26 protein-coding genes and 2 other annotated features are annotated in these 20,537 nt (G+C 31.9%); of the genes, 3 read left to right on the top strand and 23 right to left on the bottom strand.

Translation table 11 applies throughout. The features are described from left to right. The 4 genes from pheS to LHL71_RS02565 form a co-directional block, all read right to left on the bottom strand. Window positions 1-1,047: a phenylalanine--tRNA ligase subunit alpha gene (gene pheS / locus LHL71_RS02580; protein ID WP_227361464.1), complete on the bottom strand. Its 1,047-nt coding sequence runs from the start codon at window positions 1,045-1,047 to the stop codon at window positions 1-3. 40 nt (window positions 1,048-1,087) lie between these two features. Then, window positions 1,088-1,298 (bottom strand) — a binding site (T-box leader). Window positions 1,299-1,354: 56 nt separating this feature from the next. After that, window positions 1,355-1,699 (bottom strand): winged helix-turn-helix transcriptional regulator, encoded by a 345-nt coding sequence (locus tag LHL71_RS02575; protein ID WP_227361463.1) that lies wholly within the window; start codon window positions 1,697-1,699, stop codon window positions 1,355-1,357. Between the two features lie 2 nt (window positions 1,700-1,701). Next, window positions 1,702-2,205 carry an HD domain-containing protein gene (locus tag LHL71_RS02570; RefSeq protein WP_227361462.1) on the bottom strand — a complete coding sequence of 168 codons (504 nt, stop codon included), beginning with the start codon at window positions 2,203-2,205 and terminating at the stop codon, window positions 1,702-1,704. Between the two features lie 65 nt (window positions 2,206-2,270). Next, the gene (locus LHL71_RS02565; RefSeq protein ID WP_227361461.1) at window positions 2,271-3,032 is read right to left on the bottom strand and encodes a TrmH family RNA methyltransferase; all 762 of its coding nucleotides are present in this window, start codon (window positions 3,030-3,032) and stop codon (window positions 2,271-2,273) included. A 45-nt stretch (window positions 3,033-3,077) separates the two neighbouring features. Here LHL71_RS02565 and LHL71_RS02560 point away from each other — a divergent pair, with 45 nt between their 5' ends. Both LHL71_RS02560 and yidC read left to right on the top strand, forming a co-directional pair. Then, entirely contained in the window at window positions 3,078-3,368 is a 291-nt protein-coding gene (locus tag LHL71_RS02560; RefSeq protein WP_227361460.1) for an acylphosphatase, read from the top strand. Between the two features lie 74 nt (window positions 3,369-3,442). Continuing rightward, window positions 3,443-4,366 (top strand): membrane protein insertase YidC, encoded by a 924-nt coding sequence (gene yidC / locus LHL71_RS02555; RefSeq protein ID WP_227361459.1) that lies wholly within the window; start codon window positions 3,443-3,445, stop codon window positions 4,364-4,366. 27 nt (window positions 4,367-4,393) lie between these two features. On the opposite strand, the gene LHL71_RS02550 is transcribed toward yidC, so the two are convergent. Continuing rightward, window positions 4,394-5,779, bottom strand: coding sequence for a HAMP domain-containing sensor histidine kinase (locus LHL71_RS02550; RefSeq protein WP_227361458.1), 1,386 nt, complete (start codon window positions 5,777-5,779; stop codon window positions 4,394-4,396). Further along, on the bottom strand, window positions 5,766-6,461 hold the full coding sequence (locus LHL71_RS02545) for a response regulator transcription factor (protein ID WP_227361457.1): 696 nt from the start codon (window positions 6,459-6,461) through the stop codon (window positions 5,766-5,768). Before LHL71_RS02545 ends, LHL71_RS02550 begins: the two co-directional genes overlap by 14 nt. Before the next feature lie 146 nt (window positions 6,462-6,607). On the opposite strand from LHL71_RS02545, the gene adhP reads away from it, so the two are divergent. After that, window positions 6,608-7,624, top strand: a complete 1,017-nt coding sequence (adhP, locus tag LHL71_RS02540; RefSeq protein WP_227361456.1) for an alcohol dehydrogenase AdhP — start codon at window positions 6,608-6,610, stop codon at window positions 7,622-7,624. A gap of 107 nt (window positions 7,625-7,731) precedes the next feature. On the opposite strand, the gene rpmF is transcribed toward adhP, so the two are convergent. The 17 genes from rpmF to nrdR all read right to left on the bottom strand — a co-directional run bounded on the left by rpmF (window position 7,732) and on the right by nrdR (window position 20,535). Continuing rightward, window positions 7,732-7,908 carry a 50S ribosomal protein L32 gene (gene rpmF / locus LHL71_RS02535; protein ID WP_227361455.1) on the bottom strand — a complete coding sequence of 59 codons (177 nt, stop codon included), beginning with the start codon at window positions 7,906-7,908 and terminating at the stop codon, window positions 7,732-7,734. Between the two features lie 56 nt (window positions 7,909-7,964). Beyond that, on the bottom strand, window positions 7,965-8,519 hold the full coding sequence (locus tag LHL71_RS02530) for a YceD family protein (protein ID WP_227361454.1): 555 nt from the start codon (window positions 8,517-8,519) through the stop codon (window positions 7,965-7,967). Window positions 8,520-8,591: 72 nt separating this feature from the next. Beyond that, window positions 8,592-9,716 (bottom strand): nucleotidyltransferase, encoded by a 1,125-nt coding sequence (locus LHL71_RS02525; protein WP_227361453.1) that lies wholly within the window; start codon window positions 9,714-9,716, stop codon window positions 8,592-8,594. Between the two features lie 10 nt (window positions 9,717-9,726). Continuing rightward, window positions 9,727-10,461, bottom strand: a complete 735-nt coding sequence (locus LHL71_RS02520; protein ID WP_227361452.1) for a class I SAM-dependent DNA methyltransferase — start codon at window positions 10,459-10,461, stop codon at window positions 9,727-9,729. Window positions 10,462-10,463: 2 nt separating this feature from the next. Then, window positions 10,464-10,820: a ribosome silencing factor gene (gene rsfS / locus LHL71_RS02515; RefSeq protein WP_227361451.1), complete on the bottom strand. Its 357-nt coding sequence runs from the start codon at window positions 10,818-10,820 to the stop codon at window positions 10,464-10,466. Between the two features lie 20 nt (window positions 10,821-10,840). Further along, window positions 10,841-11,440, bottom strand: coding sequence for a bis(5'-nucleosyl)-tetraphosphatase (symmetrical) YqeK (gene yqeK / locus LHL71_RS02510; RefSeq protein WP_227361450.1), 600 nt, complete (start codon window positions 11,438-11,440; stop codon window positions 10,841-10,843). Further along, the gene (locus LHL71_RS02505) at window positions 11,430-12,062 is read right to left on the bottom strand and encodes a nicotinate-nucleotide adenylyltransferase (RefSeq protein WP_227361449.1); all 633 of its coding nucleotides are present in this window, start codon (window positions 12,060-12,062) and stop codon (window positions 11,430-11,432) included. Before LHL71_RS02505 ends, yqeK begins: the two co-directional genes overlap by 11 nt. A gap of 12 nt (window positions 12,063-12,074) precedes the next feature. Next, on the bottom strand, window positions 12,075-12,386 hold the full coding sequence (gene yhbY / locus LHL71_RS02500) for a ribosome assembly RNA-binding protein YhbY (protein ID WP_227361448.1): 312 nt from the start codon (window positions 12,384-12,386) through the stop codon (window positions 12,075-12,077). A gap of 10 nt (window positions 12,387-12,396) precedes the next feature. Beyond that, window positions 12,397-13,542, bottom strand: coding sequence for a ribosome biogenesis GTPase YqeH (yqeH, locus tag LHL71_RS02495; RefSeq protein WP_227361447.1), 1,146 nt, complete (start codon window positions 13,540-13,542; stop codon window positions 12,397-12,399). A 9-nt stretch (window positions 13,543-13,551) separates the two neighbouring features. Then, window positions 13,552-14,067, bottom strand: a complete 516-nt coding sequence (locus tag LHL71_RS02490; RefSeq protein ID WP_227361446.1) for a YqeG family HAD IIIA-type phosphatase — start codon at window positions 14,065-14,067, stop codon at window positions 13,552-13,554. 81 nt (window positions 14,068-14,148) lie between these two features. Further along, the gene (gene rplT, locus LHL71_RS02485; protein WP_227361445.1) at window positions 14,149-14,505 is read right to left on the bottom strand and encodes a 50S ribosomal protein L20; all 357 of its coding nucleotides are present in this window, start codon (window positions 14,503-14,505) and stop codon (window positions 14,149-14,151) included. Between the two features lie 48 nt (window positions 14,506-14,553). Then, window positions 14,554-14,745 carry a 50S ribosomal protein L35 gene (gene rpmI, locus LHL71_RS02480; RefSeq protein ID WP_227361444.1) on the bottom strand — a complete coding sequence of 64 codons (192 nt, stop codon included), beginning with the start codon at window positions 14,743-14,745 and terminating at the stop codon, window positions 14,554-14,556. Between the two features lie 30 nt (window positions 14,746-14,775). Then, window positions 14,776-15,300: a translation initiation factor IF-3 gene (infC, locus tag LHL71_RS02475; protein WP_227361601.1), complete on the bottom strand. Its 525-nt coding sequence runs from the start codon at window positions 15,298-15,300 to the stop codon at window positions 14,776-14,778. Between the two features lie 21 nt (window positions 15,301-15,321). Then, window positions 15,322-15,454: a sequence feature (ribosomal protein L20 leader region), on the bottom strand. 40 nt (window positions 15,455-15,494) lie between these two features. Beyond that, window positions 15,495-17,480, bottom strand: coding sequence for a threonine--tRNA ligase (gene thrS / locus LHL71_RS02470; RefSeq protein WP_227361443.1), 1,986 nt, complete (start codon window positions 17,478-17,480; stop codon window positions 15,495-15,497). Window positions 17,481-17,776: 296 nt separating this feature from the next. Further along, the gene (gene dnaI, locus LHL71_RS02465; RefSeq protein ID WP_227361442.1) at window positions 17,777-18,700 is read right to left on the bottom strand and encodes a primosomal protein DnaI; all 924 of its coding nucleotides are present in this window, start codon (window positions 18,698-18,700) and stop codon (window positions 17,777-17,779) included. Between the two features lie 16 nt (window positions 18,701-18,716). Further along, a complete protein-coding gene (locus LHL71_RS02460) occupies window positions 18,717-20,054 on the bottom strand; it encodes a replication initiation and membrane attachment family protein (protein WP_227361441.1) in 1,338 nt (445 codons plus the stop codon). Further along, window positions 20,044-20,535, bottom strand: coding sequence for a transcriptional regulator NrdR (gene nrdR / locus LHL71_RS02455; protein WP_227361440.1), 492 nt, complete (start codon window positions 20,533-20,535; stop codon window positions 20,044-20,046). Before nrdR ends, LHL71_RS02460 begins: the two co-directional genes overlap by 11 nt. Window positions 20,536-20,537 lie beyond the last annotated feature (2 nt).

Below are 20,537 nucleotides of genomic sequence, written 5' to 3'. Positions count from 1 at the left end.
TTAGCCCCTTTTACTAAATTGATTTAAGAATCTAATATCATCTAAATAAAAATCACGGATATCGCTAACACCATATTTAAGCATAGCAAAACGATCTGGTCCAATACCAAAAGCAAATCCACCATAAACTTCTGGATCAACCCCGGCCATATTTAAAACATTTGGATGTACCATTCCTGCTCCTAGAACTTCAATCCAACCGGTGTGTTTACATACATCGCAACCCTTACCCATACAATTAAAACAAGTCACATCAACCTCAACAGATGGTTCGGTGAATGGGAAGTAACTAGGTCTTAGACGAATATCAAATTTATCACCAAAAATTTCGTGAGTCATCGTTAATAAAGTTCCCTTTAAATCAGTCATTGTAATATTCTTATCAATTACCAATCCTTCGATTTGATGGAATTGATGAGAATGAGTAGGGTCATCAGTATCTCGACGATAAACTACCCCGGGAGAGATCATTTTTAAGGGACCCTCTTCAAAATTATGAGTTTCCAATGTACGTGCCTGCATTGGAGAAGTTTGCGTACGCATTAAAATGTCATCGCTCAAATAAAATGTATCTTGCATATCGCGTGCGGGATGATCCTTGGGTAGATTCATCATCTCAAAATTATAATGATCTTCTTCAATTTCAGGACCATTTAATATTTGATAACCCATTCCTAAGAACAAGTCCACCACTTGATCAATAATTTGTTGAATAACGTGGGGTTGTCCTTGTAAAGTATGATCAGCCGGTAACGTTACATCAATTTTTTCATTAGCCAATTGTTCATTTAAAGCAGCGTCTTCAAGAACTTGCTTTTTATTTTCAATTGCAGTTGATAAAGCATCTCTAATTTCGTTAGCATAGCTACCAACCTCAGGACGTTGTTCAACTGGAAGGTCACGAATTCCACGTAAAGCGGATGTAATAGGACCTTTTTTACCTAATAAATTAACTCGAATTTCATTTAATTTCTTTAAATCATTAGTTAAAGAAATATCACTTAAACCCTGATCTTTAATCGCAGTTAAATCTTCTCGTAAAGTCATTTTTTCCTCCATGTTTAAAATAAAAAAAGCCCCATCCCATAAAAGGGACGAAGCTTCGCGGTACCACCCTGTTTTATTAATTGGAATCCAATTAATACACTTAGACATCGATAACGGCGATAACCAAATTATTTTATTTAATTATTGTTTTATTTAGGCAGAAAAACGAATTCATCAAGCCTTTTTCCTTGTTTACACCAAGCACAAGGTCTCTATAAAAAAGGGATTTGATTACTACTTTTTTCAATTTACACCATTAATTAGAATAATAATCTAAAGTAGATACTAGGTCAAGACCATTTTAGAACTATTTATACCATTTCTCTGCCCATGCATGAATTTCCTGAATTGCTGGAGCCAATTCACGGCCACGCTGAGTTAATGAATATTCAATTAAAGGTTTATCTTCATATTCTTTACGATTAACAAGACCTTCATTTTCTAATTCTTTAAGTCGTTCCACAATTACTCGATCACTACATTTGCTAACATAGTGAGCAATATCCTTAAAACGTGCCGTTTCATTTTTTAAAAGGACATCAATAATTAGTCCGTTCCACTTTTTGCCTAAAAATTCAAAAGTTTTTTCAAATCTAGGACAAAGGTTAGTATCCACTTCTTCTGCTTCTTCATTTATTTGTTTAACTGTCATTGTTATTCTCCTATATTTTTGGTATCAATTTGTGCATTGTTAAATAATTTTGCTTTAAACGGACTTAAAAATTCATGCGTTGCTTCATAATCATCAACCAATGAAACAATCAAGCTCTCACGATATTTAGGTAACGAAACCGTTAATCCCCACATATGTTTTAAAATAATGTCTTTTTCTTTATCCGATAAATCAGTGATTTTTTCGGCATTTCTTAATGAAACCCTAGGATGAATAAACGCATGTGATCCTAAATTAAATTTAGTAGTACGCCAATCATAATAAAAAAGATCGTGTAATAAACCAGCTCGTGCAGTTGCCCGATAATCCAAATGGTGCTTCTTAGCAATCTTATAACTATCATACGAAACTGCTATTGAATGTTCTAATCGGTTAGAATTATGATGCTGAGTGTAATTTGCCAGTTTTTGAACCATTTCATTTTTCAAAAGATCATCTACTATCTCTAAATAAACTTTATCTTTTTTCCATTCGTTTTTTTGCAAACTAACCCCTCCTAACCTCTAATTAAGGTAATAATACTAGTTTTTGTTGTGATATACAATTAAATTTACTTATTCAAATAAAACATTGCAATTCCAGAAGCAATAGCCACATTTAAAGATTCAGCGCGACCTTTCATTGGTATATAAACACTTTGTACCATTTCTAATACTTCTGAACTAACTCCATTTCCCTCATTACCCATTATTAAGGCAAAATCATTTCCCGGTTTTATATCATATAAACTAACCGCAGATTTGTTTAATTCTGTACCATAAACCGGAATTTTATTTAAATTAAATTGTTTTATCCAATCAATTAGGTTTCCATTATATAACGAAATATGAAATTGGCTACCCTGCATTGAGCGAACTACCTTAGGATTAAAAATATCAACCGTCCCATCACCAAATACAACTCCATCTAATCCAGCTGCGTCAGCAGTTCTCACAATTGTGCCAATATTACCCGGATCTTGTAATCCATCTAATAGAACGAATTTACCAGTTAAAGTTTTTGGAATATTAGTTTCGTTTTGGTCAATTCTTACCACTGCAAAAATTCCTTGTGGAGACTGAGTGTCGCTAATAATTTTAGCAATCTCATCAGTAATTAAATAAACATCAACAGATTTATCTAAGTTTAAATCCTGTAAATATTCCGCATTAACTACTAATATAGAAGTAATTATTTGATGATTACTTAAAGCTTCATTAACTAAATGCCAACCTTCTAACAAATAGCTATTGCTAGCTTGGCGTCCTTTTTTAGTTTGTAACTTTTTCCAATTTTTAACATGTTTGTTTTGATTCGATTTGATAATTTCCATTAATTAAAGGTTCCTCACTCATTAATATTAAGGCGGTGAAATAATATGACTGAAAAAAATACTATGCAAACAGTCCATATGATTGTATCCGGAAAAGTTCAAGGAGTAGGATTTAGAGCCTATACCCTAAAATTTGCCCAACAATTTAATTTATCAGGATGGGTTAAAAATTTACCTACTTCCGAAGTTGAAATAACTGTTAGTGGTTCATCTGAAAATATCCAACAGTTTATCACAATAATTCAAAACTCTCCATCACCTTTTAGTATAGTAACAGATACTAAAATAGATTATATACCGTATAAAGATTTTTTAAACTTTAAAATTCAATATTAATTTAATTGAAATATTTATCATATTCACGTAAGATGTTTTTATTAAGTACCAATTAATAAAGGAGTTATCACTTAATGAAAAAACTTAAACGTGGATCAGTTATTTTATCCTTAACTGGTTTGATCTTTATTCTTAGTGGGTGTGTTCGTACTACTAAATCCGGTAAGCCCTATGGTTTAGTATACGACTATCTTGCCAAGCCAGCACAAGCAATTATGGAATGGTTAGCCCACTATGTAGGTAGTTATGGGTGGGCAATTATTGCATTAACTGTGATTGTTAGAATGATTTTATTACCTATGATGATTAATCAGATGAAAAATTCAACCATTCAACAAGAAAAAATGCAACTTATTCGACCACAAATGACCGAACTACAAAATCGGGCCAAAGAAGCTAAAACTCCAGAAGAACAACAAGCTGCTAGCCAAGCCATGATGCAATTATATCGTCGTAATAACATTTCAATGACTGGTGGAATTGGTTGTTTACCATTGTTAATTCAATTGCCAGTATTTGCTGGATTGTATTCGGCCATTAAATATTCTCCTGAACTTTCACATACAGTTTTTATGGGAATTAAATTAGGAAATACTAGTTGGATTTTAGCAATCCTTTCATTTTTGGCTTATGTTCTCCAAGGATACGTTTCTCTAATAGGTATTCCTGAGGCACAAAAAAAGCAAATGCGTGCGATGCTACTCATTAATCCTGTAATGATTTTAGTCTTTACTATGTCATCGCCGGCTGGTTTAGGATTATACTTCTTCATTGGTGGATTATTTGCTTGCTTACAAACCATCATTATTAATTTATATCGTCCTAAAATCAAACGAGATATTGAAAAAGAGATGGCTGAGCTTGAACCAATCAGCGTTGATGAACTTTTACCTAAAAAAATTGTTAGTGATGAAAGTTCCAATGAAAATCAATCTACACCAAATAAAAATGTAAATAATCATAAACGTAATGCTGGAAAACAAAATATCAAGAGATAAAAAAAGATTGCCGTATGGCAATCTTTTTTATTTTGGATCTTGTTTTAAAATCGGGAAACTAACTTGAAAAATAGTTCCATAACCTACCGAACTTTCAATAGATATATCTCCTTGATAGGCTTTAACTAAGCGATTAGCAATAGCCAACCCTAGTCCATTCCCACCTTTATTACGACTACGAGCTTTATCTACCCTAAAAAATCGATCAAAAACTTTATCTAAATTTTCTTTAGATATTCCTTCACCAAAATCTTGAACAGAGATACTAACCATATTGGTATTACTAGATAGCGAAAGATGAATTTCTTTTCTAGTTTCAGAATATTTTATCGCATTATCTAGCAGAATAATTAGTAATTGCTCTAAATGATTTCGATATATCTTTATATAAGATTCATAATAAGTGTCATCATCAAAAGTAAAGGTAAAATCATCATGAAGCATTTTAAAATCATTATAGACCTGGTTAACCACTTCATTTACATTGGCAATCTCATTACCATAATTAATCTCAATTTGTTCAGCTCTAGATAAATCGAGCATTTCAGTTACCAGGCTCTCCATACGTTTGGTCTCTTGTAAGGATGCATTCAATGACTCTGCTAAAACTTTAGGATCATCTTTTCCCCATCTAAGTAAAAGTTTTAGATGCCCTTGAATAACCGCTACCGGAGTTCTCAATTCATGAGAAACATCTTCAACAAACTGTTGCTGCTGGTGAATATAGCGCTGGGTTTGGTCAATCATACCATTAAAAACAACACCTAAATCAGATAATTCATCATTAGAATTAATTTCTAACCGTTGATCTGAATCGGGATCAGTTTTTAAAACATTAATAGTTTTTTGAATTTCATTCATTGGTAATAGGAGTTTTGCTGCCAACCAATACGATAGAATAGATATGATAATTACCCCAATTAATACAAATATAAATAACGTTTCTAATAATTTATATCGAATTTTATTATAGTTATTAAATTTATTGGATATTCGTAAATAGCCAATTAATTTATTAGTCTTAGTATTTTTTACTAAAAACAGTCCAACTAAGCGTTTATTATGTTGGTCATTAACTATCGTGATTCTATCACTTTGGATAGGCTTAATCTGTTCATATGCTCTATTTCCACTAATTAATTTACCATGAGGATCATAAATTGATACTCTTTGCTGAGGATAATTTTCACCTATTTTTATTTGCTTATCAATCTGATTATACTTACCGAGCTGTTTATTAATAACAACAGCCTGATCATTTAAACCTGCTTTTGCTTGATTTATTAATACATTTGATACTCGATTAAATACTATTAAAGAAAATAAAACTAATAGTATCAACGTTGCTCCAGTAATTAGTAAATTCCATTTCCACTTTAGTGGAATTCTTCTTTTATCTTCATTTTCCATCATTAATTGTATATCCTATTCCTCTAACCGTTTGAATATAGCTGGTAGTATTAGGACGATCAATTTTATTTCTCAAATACCTAATATATACATCCACTACATTAGTCCCAGCACCTGAATCAAAGCCCCATACCTTTTCTAATAAAATATCCCTAGCAAGTGGAATACCAATATTTTCCATTAAAATAAGTAATAAATCATATTCTCGTTTAGTTAAATTAATTACCTCATTACCTCTTCTAACAATACCATCGTCCTTATCGATCATTAGATCTTTAAAGACTAATAAATTATTATCTTCTTTTTTAGTTATGGTATTTTCAATTTTAATTCTTCTCAAAAGAGCCCTAATTCTGGCCAAAAGTTCCTCAATTGCAAATGGTTTAACAATATAGTCATCCGCACCATGATCAAAACCAGAGACTCGATCAATGATTGAATCTCGAGCTGTCATAATAATAATTGGAGTATTTTTAACTTCACGCAACCTTCGTGCTACTTCCATCCCACTTAGTTCTGGTAACATTAAATCTAATAAAATTAAATCGTATTCGTTATTTAAAGCTTCATTTAATCCACTTCGACCATTAGATTCAATCTTAGTTTGATAATCTTCATGTTGTAGTTCCAATTCAACGAATCTAGCAAGATTCTTTTCATCTTCAATTATTAAAATTTTAGTCATTACTACTTCTCCAGTTTATTCTTAATAAAATAATTTTAACATAATTTTTATTCACTAATTGTTCGATAATTCACTTGAAATTTAGTATTTATAGCATATAATTATACATGTTAAAACAATAACAAAGATAGAAAGAGGTTTATTTAATGAAAGCTGCAGTTGTTAGAGATCCAGTAGACGGATACGTAGATATCAAAGACGTTGAATTACGTCCAATAACACACGGTGAGGCCCTTGTTAAGGTCGAATATTGTGGATTATGTCATACCGATTTACATGTTGCTGCCGGTGATTTTGGTGCCGTTCCAGGAAGAATTATTGGCCACGAAGGTGTTGGTAAAGTTATCCAAGTTGCCGATGACGTTGAAAATCTTAAAATTGGCGACCGTGTTTCAATCGCTTGGTTCTTTAAAGGCTGTGGTGCCTGTGAATATTGTAATACTGGTCGTGAAACACTATGTAGAAATGTTCAAAACTCAGGATTTAGCGTTGATGGTGCAATGGCTGAAGAAGTTATTGTTGACGCTAACTATGCCGTTAAAGTTCCCGAAGAATTAGATCCAATCGAAGCTACTTCACTTACATGTGCAGGAGTTACTATGTATAAAGCCCTTAAAGTTGGTGAAACTAGACCCGGACAATGGGTTGAAGTTGTTGGTGCCGGTGGTTTAGGTAACTTAGCAATCCAATTTGCTCACAATGTTTTTGGTGCTCACGTAGTTGCAGTTGATGGTAACGAACAAAAACTACAAGCTGCCAAAGATAATGGTGCTGACATTGCTATTAACCGTCATGATTCCGATGTTAGTGAACAAATCCAAGAAAAAGTTGGCGGTGTTCACAACGCCCAAATTACTGCAGTTAATGCAGATGCATTTACCACTGCAATCAATGCCTTACGTCCAGATGGTAAATTAGTGGCAGTAGCCTTACCACAAGGTGATATGGCTTTAAACATTGCTAAAACTGTTTTAGATGGTATCCAAGTTAAAGGATCATTAGTTGGTACTCGTCAAGATTTAGCAGAAACTTTCCAATTTGGTGCAGAAGGTAAAGTTAAACCAATCGTCCAAACTAGACGTTTAGAAGAAATTAACGATATTATTGATGAAATGAAAAACAATAAAATTGTTGGTAGAATGGTAATTGATTTTACTAAATAATAATGATAAAAGGGATTCCTAATTAGGAATCCCTTTTATAGTACAAATATAGTATAAAAAAATAAACCAACAGAATCCATGGCATTCTAATTGGTTTATTTTTTTAATTATTTAGTGTTTACAACCTGACGGCCATCGTAGAAGCCGCAATTTGGACAAACTACGTGAGACTTACGTAATTCTCCACAGTTTGGACATGCACTCAAGTTAGGAGTATCTAACTTAATGTGTGTACGACGTAAACGTTTCTTAGTTTTTGAAGTTCGACGTGCTGGTACAGCCAATCTAAACCCCTCCTTTATATAAAAATATCCACTAGTGAAATTTTAATGTCTAATTACTACTTAGAATTATCTTCATTAAAATAATTTTTAAGTTTCTCTAGACGTGGATCAACATTTTTGTTTTCTGCCTTTTGATTATTATAATCATCAGATGAAATAATTTCCCAGTCATTTCCGGAAATAAATCCCTTACCGGCTTTTTCATCTTCAGACAGAACCTGCATTGGAATTCGTAAAATTATATTATCTATAATTGCGCTGTTCATATCCATGACAGCATCTTCATCAATTACAAATACAACTTCACTTTCATCGTAACGCTTTTCCGCAGCTTTACTTAATACGTATATCTCCTGTAAGTCAAAATCTAATGGTAACTCAACAGGTTCTAGCGTTCTGGATGACGGAACCACAATACTTCCTTTAACATTTGCCGAAATAATTACATCACCTAAATCAGAGAATGCAGATCCGTTAATTTCAAAATCAGAAGCATTTAAAATTTCTTCGGGATCCTTCGATTGTAATTCTGATGTTAGGTTAATTGTTTCTTTAAATCTAAATGGTTCATTACTAGGGTATTTAATTAAATCCTTATAATAGAATTTCATAGTTTTCCCTCCAATGCAACAAAATTTATTATACCTACATGATAAATGCTTGTCAAGATAGCATTTGTTCAATCAATTAATAATTATCGGTGAATGATATAAATCTTGATCATTCGTACCGATTAATTTAAACAATAACCCACTTCGATAGTCCAATTCAAGATATTTTTGAATGACCGGATCATTTACCTTAGTAATTATCGGTAGACTAACTTGCTTTTTAATCTGATTTAAATATTTTTGGCCTAATCTATTAAATCCTAGGATTCGTATATAGGACTGACGATCTAACATTTCTTGCTCATTAGCTTTAACTAAAATATACGCACATAGTCGCTTAATTCGTGAATAATTAAATCGTTTATTTCTTACTTTGGCTAAAAATTCATCAAAAGAATCGACATTTTGAGCAACGGATTTCAACCGATATTCAATTCCTTCACTCATCTGATAAATTTTATTTAGTTCCGTAATCGATGATTCAAGAATTTGATATCTTAGATAAGGCCAAAATTTATTCCAATGGACTGTTGATTGGTTAATCAATTCATCGCTATTAGGAATTAATTGCATCGCCGCCGAGAAATTGTCATCAAAAATTGCATTACGAATAGAAGTAGCACTAGAAAAATCATTTGAAAGTTTCACATCATTATGTTGGCTATCTCCGACTCGTTTAATGGGAACAATTTTCATTGGTAAATCTAATAATTGATTATTTTTGGCATAGTTTAATCCTAAAATATCATTCGGATGATTAATCTTCAAACCGGTTTGTTCAAAGATATTTTCTTGAATTATTTGAGCATGTGAATTCTTAAAATTGCTATTTCTTTGATCAATCTTTATGTTCTTAACTATTTCATTAAAATCAAATTGAGCATTTTCTACCCCAAATGATAACCAGGTACATTGTAAGTTACCTAGTAAATTAACAGCGCCTCTAGCAAAGATATCAGCCGGTTGAACCGCAAATTTAAAAGGTAATTCGATTACTAAATCTACTGAATTTAAAAGTGCTAGCTTAGTTCTCACCCATTTATCATAAATCGCCGGATCTCCACGTTGAGTCCAATTACCACTCATAACTACAACTGAAACATCGGCTCCAGTTTTTTTCTTAGCTTCTTTTAACTGGTATAAATGTCCATTATGAAACGGATTGTATTCAGCTACTATTCCGACAGCCGTTAGCATTAATTATCACCTACAGTTGGCATTCAAAAAACCAACGTTTAATATTTTTTTCATAAGGATCTTTGCCAAAATTGGTTGTAATAGTTATATTCTTAAATCCAACCTTTTTAAGCAACTCTTGATAAGTTTCAACCTCAAAAGTTACTTCTTGATGTAATTCATTATATTCATCAAAAGCATCCTTTTGTTCGTTATACATTAAAAAGGTTAATTCATGTTCAACGGAATTTTTAGCAAATTCGCCAGCATAGCTGGTCCACATAAAGATTCTTTCATCATCTCGATAATTGTACATATAGCCGGGATAAACTTCATTAGCTTGATAGGGAGTAATAACATCAAATAAAAATTTTCCCTTAGGATTTAAGTGACTAGCCACTTCGCTAAATACTAGTTCTAAATCTTTTAAATTCAATAAATAGTTTAATGAATCATCAAAACAAGTAATGACATCGTAATTGCCAATAGTTGATAAATTACGCATATCTAATTCATAAAATGGGATGGTTACCTGGGCCTCCCTAGCATGCTGATCTGCAATCGATAACATTTCACCTGATAAATCTGCTCCTGAAACCTCATAGTTGTCTTTTGCCAGCATAATGGCTAATTTACCATTACCACAGGCTAAATCTAAAATTGATGAGTTTTGATTAATTGAATTTGTTAAATATTGGAACCAGCCACTGTACATTTCTGGATCAAATAATTCATCATAAAATTCAGCAAACTCCTTATATATCATGATTAATCTTCAATCCATTCGGTAATATTAACTAATGGAGCATCTGACCATAATTTTTCTAGGTTATAGTATTCACGTTCATCTTTTTGGAATACGTGGATAATTACATCACCTAAATCAATCAAAATCCACTTAGCACTTTCTTTTCCAGAAATGCTTTTAACATCAATTCCAGATTCTTCAACTTGATCAACAATTTCTTCTGCAATTGATTTAACTTGACGATTTGAGTTAGCATCAACAATTACAAAGTAATCAGCCATTAAACTGATTTGTTCCATATCCATTACGACAATATCTTCTGCTCGTTTACTGTCTGCAGCTCTAACTGCGATTTGTGCAATCTCTTTTGTATCCATTTTTAAAAATTCCTCATTTATTATATATTAGGTACCCAACTATTATAAGTTTCCAATGTTTTAGGATAAACTGGCTTATTATTATCAACTAAATAGCTTAATGTATGTTTAATTTGATATTTAACACCTTGCGTTAAGCTTTCGTTGGTTATCTCACGGGCATCCGCTACTCCCGGAAAATCTCTGCCTGGTTCAATATAATCTGCCATAAAAATTATTTGTTCAAGCATTGTCATATAACGATTGCCAACTGTGTGATATTTAACTGCGTTTAGTATCTCAATATCATTTACATGTAGCTCATTTTTAATTAATATCCAGCCAACAACTCCATGCCATATAGCATTACCATAGTTTAAAAGCTCATCACTTAAATGATATTCATGAATCGTATTAATAAAGTCTTGGTCTGGTCGCTGCTTAGCGTAGTCATGAACTAAAGCGGCTATACTAGCTTTTTCCAAATTAACTCTATATTTATCGGCTAATTTAAGTGCCGTTTGTTCAACTCTTAGAACGTGTTCAAACCGATCCTTAGTTAAGGCACTATTAACTAATTTTATTAACTCTAGTCGTGAAAAAGGTATTAAATTTTGTGTATATTCAATTTCAATAGCCATATAATTGATGCTCCTTAATATAATTTTCAACTAACTGAGGAACTAAATATTTGATCGATTGTTTATTACGCAAATTAGACCTAATCGCAGTCGAAGAAATTCCAATATTAGGGATATCAACCCAAATAATCGGATATTGTGACTCAAATGAGTAATCTTCTCTCTTAACTCCTACAAAGTGAACTAGGTTAACCAATTCATCAATTTTGTACCATTTAGGCAAATAATTAACCATATCTCCGCCGATTATAAAATAATATTCGTTTTCTGGATGAAGTTGTCGCAACTTAATCATCGTGTCATAAGTATAACTGGTACCTCCACGAATTACTTCTTCCATTTCAATAGCAAATTTTGGATTATCTCTTATCGCTAAATTAATCATATTAACCCTATCTTTAGCATCGATAGCAATTTTTGTGTCAATATGTGGTGGATTATAATCCGGCATAAATCTAACTTGTGATAACCCTAACTGATTTAAAACTTGATCTGCGATTATTAAATGTCCCATATGTATGGGATTAAAGGTACCACCTAAAATACCAATCTTTTTTCGTTTGTTAGACTGGCTTGTTAGGGGTTGAGTTAATTTCTTAGTTGTTAAAACAGTTTTTGGCATATTATTACACCTCTAAATCAAAGTAACGTCCTTAGAAATATCTTGTTTTTCCGGATCATCAGATTCTTTAAATAATACTAAAATTCTTCCGATTGTTTGTACAACTTTAATATTACTATTTTGTTCAATATAATTTTTTACATCACTGGTAGTTACATCAGCATTTTGTAAAATATTAACTTTAATTAATTCACGATTATTTAATACATTATTAACTTCTTCTAACCATATAGAACTCAATCCATTCTTACCGATTGAAAATACTGGTCTTAAATGATTAGCTTTAGCTCTTAAAAATCTTTTCTGTTTGCCAATTAATTGCATAATTTCTCCTCTAAATCATTGCAGGTCGAACTAATACACTAACTCCTTCGGGAGCCCATCCAGAAACAACTACACCTTCAGGGACTGTAATCCATCCAAGTCCTTCAATGACTATGTCACTTTTTTTAGTAATCTTAAATTCATGTCTAACTAACTTAGGCAAATCATCTAAGTTATCCTCAGTTGGTGGATTTAACATACCACCAACATGTTTTTTATAAAATTCATCCGCATTGCTTAATTTTGTTCGATGAATAAATAGATTGTTTTCTACATAAACTGTAAATCCATGTTTTTTGTTACCTGAATTGTAGTCAAATCTACCAATTCCTCCAAAAAATAAAGTTTGTTCTGGATTAAGTTGATATACTTTGGGTTTAACTGTTTTTTGTGGTGAAACTATTTTTAAATCTTTTCCATTTAAAAAATGTGCCATTTGTTCAGGTTGAATAACTCCAGGAGTATCAATCAAGTTTCTTCCATCATCTAAAGGAATTTTAATTTGATCTAACGTGGTTCCTGGAAATCTTGAAGTAGTAATTAATTCACTAATTCCAGTTGATTGTTTGATAATTTGGTTAATTAATGTCGATTTACCTACATTAGTTACCCCAACTACATAAACATCTTTTCCATCACGATACTTATCAATAGATTTCAATAAGTGATCAATATCAAAACTAGTTTTTGCGGATACTAATTCAACATCAATTGGTCGAATTCCAGCTGCATTGGCTTGCTGTCTTAACCAATCTTTGATTTTAGTATATTTAATTGAGCTAGGTAATATATCTACTTTATTACCCACTAATAATACTGGATTACTACCAACAAATCGGTGTAATCCCGGAATCATACTTCCATTAACATCAAAAATATCAACTACATATACAATTAGTGAATCAGTATCTTGAATTTGAGTCAATAATTTCAAGAAATCATCATCTGTTAAACTAACTGGAGTTATTTCGTTATAGTGTCTAAGTCTAAAACATCTTTGGCAATAAACCTCGCCACTTTCAATTCCCTTGTTTAAAGCTGATTTCGGGGTATATCCTAATTTGTCCGGATTAACAGTTTGTACTCGAGCGCCACAACCAATACATGTTATAACTTCATCATTATAAATGATTACTTCATCTTCAGTATTTGCCATATTTTCCTCCTAACGCCATTTAAGGTCTGGATATTTTTTATATAATTGTTTCCAAATTGCATGTTCAATCATTCGATTAGGTTTAGTATTCCAAGCATCGCTAGCTACCAATGGTTTAACTAAAATACTTTTAACTCCACTATTGTTAGATGCCAAAATATCAGTCATTAACTGATCGCCTACCATAATCACTTGATTAGGATTCAAATTATAGTTTTTAATGGCTCGTTTAATTCCAAAATTTAGTGGTTTCAAAGCTCGTGAAATAAACGGTACATTTAATGAAGCAATCGCAGAATTCACTCGATTAAAACTATTATTTGAAATTACGATAACTTGTATACCATTATTATGCATGACAGTTAACCAATTTTTCAATTGATGAGTACTTTTTTTTGTATCCCATGGTATTAAGGTATTATCCAAGTCAGTTAAAATAGTTGTTATCTTATTTGCTTTTAAGAATTCTGGAGTTATTGCATATATATTATTAAACATCCAAGTCGGTTTGAATTTAGAAAACATATAAGCTCCTTAATTAATTAACTTAAATTTATTCAAAAAAACTTTCACCAAACAATGCTGGTGAAAGTTTTTTAATTAAACTTATTTAAGTGCATCTTTAGCAGTATCAGTTAATGCTTTAAAAGCATCTGCATCATTAACAGCTAAATCAGCAAGCATTTTACGGTTCATATCAATGTTAGCAAGTTTCAAACCGTGCATTAATTGACTATAACTCATACCATTCATGCGAGCAGCGGCATTAATACGAGTAATCCATAATTTACGGAAGTTACCTTTATTTGCACGACGATCACGGAATGCATAAGTTTGTGATTTCATTACTTGGTCTTTAGCAGTCTTAAATAGACGATGCTTTGCACCTCTGTAACCTTTAGCTAATTTTAAAACACGTTTACGACGTGAACGTGATACTGTTCCACCTTTTACTCGTGGCATAATGAATTCCTCCTATATTTAAAAAAACTTTTAATTAATTGTGTATTATTAACCTAATAATTCGCGGTAACGTTTGAGGTTAGTCTTGTCCATCATGCTAGTACCTCTTAATTGACGACGTTGTTTCTTAGTCTTTCCGTGAAAACGGTGACTAGTGTAGGCATTAGCACTTTTTAATCCACCATTAGCAGTTTTCTTAAAACGTTTTGCAGCAGCGCGGTTTGTTTTTTGTTTAGGCATTATTATTTCCTCCTTGAATTTTAGATAAAATTATTTTTTATCTTCTTTTGGTGCAAGCATTAAGAACATGCTGCGACCATCCATTTTAGGTTTTTGTTCAATAGTAGCAAAATCAGCAGTACTTTCTGCCATTTTATCTAGTACCTTGCGTCCAATTTCCTTATGGGTAATTGCACGACCTTTAAAACGAATTGAAACACGTACTTTTTCACCTTTTTGTAAGAATTTTTTTGCATTCTTCAATTTGGTGTTAAAGTCATTAACATCAATAGTAGGACTTAAACGTACTTCTTTGACACTAACAACTTTTTGTTTTTTACGTGATTCACGTTCCTTTTTTTGTTGTTCAAAACGATATTTCCCATAATCTAAAATTTTAGCTACAGGCGGTTTAGCTTTAGGAGCAACTAGTATAAGATCTAGGTCAGCATCTTCTGCCAATTTAAGGGCTTCATCTCTTGACTTAACACCAAGTTGTTCACCATTATCACCAATTAATCTAACTTCACGTGCTCTAATGCCGTCATTAACCAACATATCTTTTGCTATGGTAATTCACCTCCATAATTTATAAATCAAAAGCAGAATGGGCGGATAAACATAGTTTACCCGCCCAAAAAATTTCAAGGTATAGTTACCTTTACTCGATATCATGCCCAGCAAATGTATCATTTACTTAGGCGAGAAGCGGGAGCTTCTGCTTTTATTAACTATATGATGATAACATCATACTAGCTAGCTTGTCAATACTATTTATCTTTTTCTAGTTTTGATTCAACAGTATTTTCTGAATTATTTTTACGTGAATAAGTCATAATGTCATTTTGAACATATTTAATGAAGTCATCTAAAGAAACTTCTTTAGCATCACTTTCTCCATATTTTCTAACAGAAACGCTACCTTCATTCATTTCTTCATCACCAACTACTAAAGTATATGGCAATTTGTGAGTTTGAGCATCCCTAATTAAGTAACCCATTTTTTCGCTTCGAGTTTCAACACTTGAACGAATATTTAAGCCACGTAATTTTTCGTTAATCTCTTCGGCATATTTTCCATGCTTATCTTGGCTAACTGGAATAATTGTAACTTGATGTGGTGCAAGCCAGGTTGGGAATGCCCCTTTATAAATTTCAGTTAAGTAAGCAGTGAATCTTTCCATAGTTGAAACAATTCCACGGTGAATCATTACAGGACGGTGTTCTTTACCATCTTCACCAATATAGTGTAAATCAAATCTTTCAGGAAGCATGAAGTCTAATTGAATAGTTGATAAAGTTTCTTCGTTACCTAAAGCAGTCTTAGTTTGAACGTCTAATTTTGGACCGTAGAAAGCAGCTTCACCTTCGGCTTCAACATAGTCAAGACCTAAGCTATCCATGGCACCTTTTAGCATGTTTTGTGCTTTATTCCACATTTCATCATCATCAAAATATTTTTCAGTATTTTGAGGATCACGGTAACTTAAACGGAATTTGTAATCATTAATATCAAAATCATGATAAACCGAAATCATTAATTTAAGAATTTTTTGGAATTCATCTTGGATTTGATCAGGAGTTACAAAAGTATGCCCATCATTTAAAGTCATTTCACGAACACGTTGTAATCCACTTAAGGCACCTGATTTTTCATAACGGTGCATCATACCTAATTCGGCAATTCGAAGTGGTAATTCACGATATGAACGTACACGGTGTTTAAATACTTGAATATGACTAGGACAATTCATTGGACGTAATTCCAATAGTTCTCCATCACCCATATCCATTGGTGGGAACATGTCTTCACGATAATGAGCCCAGTGACCTGATTGTTTATATAAATCTAAATTAGCTAATACTGGAGTATAAACGTGTTGATAATCAGCAGCTAATTCACGATCAGTGATATATCTTTCGATTGTACGTCTAATTGTGGCACCATTTGGCATCCAGTAAGGTAAACCAGCCCCTACTTTTGGATCAACAAAGAATAAATCTAATTGATTTCCAATTACTCGGTGATCACGTTCTTTGGCTTCTTGGCGACGTTTTAGATCTTCTTCAAGTTGACCTGCTTTATAAAATGATGTTCCGTAAATTCTTTGTAACATTGGGTTAGATGATTTACCTTGCCAATATGCACCAGCTACTGATAATAGTTGGAATACTTTAGCTTTACCAGTTGAACTTAATACTGGGGATTCAGCAAGTGATTTGAAATCACCAATTTGATAAAACTTAACTTTTTGATCAACTGCTTTTGAATTAACTAAATCGACTTGGTAATTATCACTACCTACTAAAGATAAAGCTTCATCTAAAGATAGTTCGATTGTTTCAATTGCAAGATTTTGTTTAACAATATTTTGCATTGATTTAGTTAATTGATCTAATTCATCTGCACTAATTTGAGTACCAACTTTATCGGTATCAACAAAAAAGCCGTCTTCATTAGCTATAGCTTCACCAAATAAAATGTCATTAAAATCTTGTTTAATAGCCATTTTTAAAATTTGTGCTGCGGTTGATCTTAAAACTTTTAAACCGTCATCACTATCATTAGTAATGATTTCAATTTTACCTTCGGTATGAAGTGGTTCATTAAAATTAACCAAATTACCATTTAATTTACCGGCAACTGATTTTTTAGCTAAACTAATAGAAATTGATTTAGCAATATCTTCAGCTGTTACACCATCATCAAAATCTTTAATACTACCATCTGGAAATTCAAATGAAAGTTGTTTCATAATGTCAATTCTCCTTTTAATAAATTGAAACCACAAAAAAATCCCTAGTATTTCTAAGAAATACTAGGGACGCAATTAGCGTGGTTCCACCCAATTTACCTAAATTATAGGCACTCTAAAGGTTGGTAACGGAACCCCATCCGTGATTACAATTAAATAATCCAAATTTAAGAAGTGGTAGCACATATCCCTTGAACAGGTAAACTTGCAGACTAGATTTACCCTCTCTTTGATAAAAAATATGTGTCATATCTCCTTAATTAACACTAAAATTATAAAATTAATTATTAAGCATGTCAATAAATTTCTCGACGATTTTCTCCATCCATTATCACTTCTCTAGATAAAAAACGAATTCTTTGCATTAAACGTTTTGCTTTTAAAGGCTCTAATTCACCTTTTTGATTTATACTCAAATGTTCATTTTCTAATTGCTCCATGGAGAAATTTGAACTAAAGAAAGTTGGTAACTTTTGTTGCATTCGATACTCTAAGATAACCCCTAAAACTTCATCTCTAATCCAAGATGACATTGAATCAGCACCAATATCATCCAACATTAAGATCGCTGATTTTTTAACAGCATTAATTTTTTCCATAACTGAATTATCATTAATTGCTGATTTCATTTCAACGGCAAAACTAGGGAAATGAACTAAGGTTGTGTTTTTACCCAGCTTAGCCAGTTCATTAGCAATTGCCCCTAATAAATAGGTCTTTCCAACCCCAAATGGTCCATAAATATATAATCCAGGGGTAAATTGTTTTTCATTGATAGTATTTATAAATTCTAAAGCTCTACTTAATGCAGAAAAACGATTAGAATTTTGATCAAAGCTTTCTAAACTGGCTGACTTAATATCTTTAGGCATTGATATCATTGAAATACGCTTTTCAATACGGTCAGCAGCTTGTTTTTTGATTCTTTCTGGAGAAGCCGCATACGAAATATCGATTAGATGATCGTTCACAACTAGTTCAGGCAAATACCCTGGAGCAAAGGAACTTTCTCCCTTTTCAATTTTCATTTTTACATCATAATATTCATATAATTTTGAAAATGATCGATTAATAGCATCCCTAGTTAACTCGCTTTGGTGTTGATTCAAAAAATATTGAATATCCGTATCATTTAAAACTTTTGAATTGATTCGTTGATATCGATCAGTTAATCCCTTTTTATCCATAATTTTTTGCATGATTTCACTAATATTTTCCAAAATCTCACCTCTTTATCTATGATTTATTTTTATTAAGTTGATCTAGTTGCTTTTGTAACTGTTGTTTTTGACTTTCTGTTAAACCAGTTGTTGCTGAATCATTTTTGCTAGAAGTAGATTTAGCCCAGTCTGGTAAAGTCTCCTTAGCTACTAATTTACGTTTGGATTGCTTTTTAGGTTGAACTTTATTTTGCTTACGCTGCTTAATAACCTCTAGGGCTTGAGATGCAGTTTGAACATTTTTTTGTGACCAATCATTAGCGATGGTATCTACTAAATTTTTATTTAAGGTAGCGTTATTTTCACCAATTAATAAGTGGTAAATTAAGATATTAATGACTTCATTAGAAAATATATGTCGACTAACAATTTCACGAACAATTCGTTGCTCATTATCGGCTACATAACCATGCTTTTGTTTTTTTAATTGTTGTAAAAATGCAATCGGTGCAATTTCTTTCGCCATTGAAATTAATTTATCAACGGCTTGATTACCAGTTTTAGAATTTGCCTGGGGAGTTGAAGTCACCATCTCCTCGGTAACTTTTTTAGTTGGTTCCGAAAAGTTTTTAGCGATAATTTTTCTTAATTTATTAGTATCTAAAGTATTATCAGTTAACTTAATAGCTTGTTTAATATACTTAGATAAAGCAATTTCATCTAATCCATATAGTAAATGCTCTGAAACTATTAGATTCATATTCTTTTTAACACTATCTATATCAATAAAACTATTTTCCAATATATCAGTTAATAATTTAAAATTAAAATCGCTATTTTTTAAAATATTCATACGATCAACCGAAGTAGTTGGCGTTGAAATTTTAACTAAGTTGTCTGCTTTATTTTTTAAATTACTTGTAGAAATTGAAAATTCCTCTAAGGGAGATGCTGAAATATCTCGATCGGGCTTATATTTCAAATTATTAATTAAAATGCGATCAATAATTTTGTTGTAGATATCTTCTCCTACTGAATCAAATAGCATTAAAGACAATATATCCGTTTTAAAAAAATCCTCACTAGTTAGTGGTAAATGCATTTCATATATTAATCGTTTGCTATTAACTTGTGTAAAAGTTGAAATTAAACCTGTGGCTTCCAATTTTTTTCTAGATTTTAAGATATCATCTAATCCCATATCTAAAATACTTTGAAGTTCAATATAGTCATAGACTCGAATCTTTCGTTGGCTTTCAATACTAAATGACCACAATAACGAATATAGACTAAAGCCTTTGTTTCCAATGATTGGTTGATACAAATTAGTTAAAATTTCATAATTAACTGGGCTATTTATGAACTTATTAATCACAATATATTGTGATTTAACATTAATCTGATCATTTCCCATCGATTGATTCCCCTAATTTTTTTGCATTAGTTTTTTCCATAATTTCTTTTAATTCATTAAAAAATACATTCATGTCTTTAAATTGGCGATAAACGCTAGCAAATCTAATATAAGTTATTTCATCAACACTTTCTAAGTCTTCCATTACATACTCGCCAATTTGTTTAGCTGAAATTTCTTTTTTATCAATTGAATGAATCTTATTCTCAACGTGATCTACTACTTTTTCGATAGTTTCTCTACTAACTGGACGCTTTTGAGCAGCTTGTATTATTCCATTAACAATTTTCTCACGGTCAAAAGACTCGCGATTTCCATTCTTCTTAATGACTAATAATGGAGTAACTTCAATTTTTTCGAAAGTTGTAAAACGAAACTCACAATTTTCGCACTCTCTTCTTCTACGAATGGCTTTGCCATCTTCCGTAGGACGACTATCAATAACTTTTAAATGGGATGAATTACAGTGTGGACAGTGCATTA

Origin of the sequence: Lentilactobacillus laojiaonis (genome assembly GCF_020616595.1) — a bacterium.
In the GTDB taxonomy this organism is placed as follows: domain Bacteria; phylum Bacillota; class Bacilli; order Lactobacillales; family Lactobacillaceae; genus Lentilactobacillus; species Lentilactobacillus laojiaonis.
This window is presented reverse-complemented; position numbering and strand designations above follow the sequence as displayed.

Coding starts and splice junctions, on each gene's coding strand:
- pheS (WP_227361464.1), bottom strand. CDS start 1,047: ATGACTTTACGAGAAGATTTAACTGCGATTAAAGATCAGGGTTTAAGT.
- LHL71_RS02575 (WP_227361463.1), bottom strand. CDS start 1,699: ATGACAGTTAAACAAATAAATGAAGAAGCAGAAGAAGTGGATACTAAC.
- LHL71_RS02565 (WP_227361461.1), bottom strand. CDS start 3,032: ATGGAAATTATCAAATCGAATCAAAACAAACATGTTAAAAATTGGAAA.
- LHL71_RS02560 (WP_227361460.1), top strand. CDS start 3,078: ATGACTGAAAAAAATACTATGCAAACAGTCCATATGATTGTATCCGGA.
- yidC (WP_227361459.1), top strand. CDS start 3,443: ATGAAAAAACTTAAACGTGGATCAGTTATTTTATCCTTAACTGGTTTG.
- LHL71_RS02550 (WP_227361458.1), bottom strand. CDS start 5,779: ATGATGGAAAATGAAGATAAAAGAAGAATTCCACTAAAGTGGAAATGG.
- LHL71_RS02545 (WP_227361457.1), bottom strand. CDS start 6,461: ATGACTAAAATTTTAATAATTGAAGATGAAAAGAATCTTGCTAGATTC.
- adhP (WP_227361456.1), top strand. CDS start 6,608: ATGAAAGCTGCAGTTGTTAGAGATCCAGTAGACGGATACGTAGATATC.
- LHL71_RS02530 (WP_227361454.1), bottom strand. CDS start 8,519: ATGAAATTCTATTATAAGGATTTAATTAAATACCCTAGTAATGAACCA.
- LHL71_RS02525 (WP_227361453.1), bottom strand. CDS start 9,716: ATGCTAACGGCTGTCGGAATAGTAGCTGAATACAATCCGTTTCATAAT.
- LHL71_RS02520 (WP_227361452.1), bottom strand. CDS start 10,461: ATGATATATAAGGAGTTTGCTGAATTTTATGATGAATTATTTGATCCA.
- rsfS (WP_227361451.1), bottom strand. CDS start 10,820: ATGGATACAAAAGAGATTGCACAAATCGCAGTTAGAGCTGCAGACAGT.
- yqeK (WP_227361450.1), bottom strand. CDS start 11,440: ATGGCTATTGAAATTGAATATACACAAAATTTAATACCTTTTTCACGA.
- LHL71_RS02505 (WP_227361449.1), bottom strand. CDS start 12,062: ATGCCAAAAACTGTTTTAACAACTAAGAAATTAACTCAACCCCTAACA.
- yhbY (WP_227361448.1), bottom strand. CDS start 12,386: ATGCAATTAATTGGCAAACAGAAAAGATTTTTAAGAGCTAAAGCTAAT.
- yqeH (WP_227361447.1), bottom strand. CDS start 13,542: ATGGCAAATACTGAAGATGAAGTAATCATTTATAATGATGAAGTTATA.
- LHL71_RS02490 (WP_227361446.1), bottom strand. CDS start 14,067: ATGTTTTCTAAATTCAAACCGACTTGGATGTTTAATAATATATATGCA.
- rplT (WP_227361445.1), bottom strand. CDS start 14,505: ATGCCACGAGTAAAAGGTGGAACAGTATCACGTTCACGTCGTAAACGT.
- rpmI (WP_227361444.1), bottom strand. CDS start 14,745: ATGCCTAAACAAAAAACAAACCGCGCTGCTGCAAAACGTTTTAAGAAA.
- thrS (WP_227361443.1), bottom strand. CDS start 17,480: ATGAAACAACTTTCATTTGAATTTCCAGATGGTAGTATTAAAGATTTT.
- LHL71_RS02460 (WP_227361441.1), bottom strand. CDS start 20,054: ATGGGAAATGATCAGATTAATGTTAAATCACAATATATTGTGATTAAT.
- nrdR (WP_227361440.1), bottom strand. CDS start 20,535: ATGCACTGTCCACACTGTAATTCATCCCATTTAAAAGTTATTGATAGT.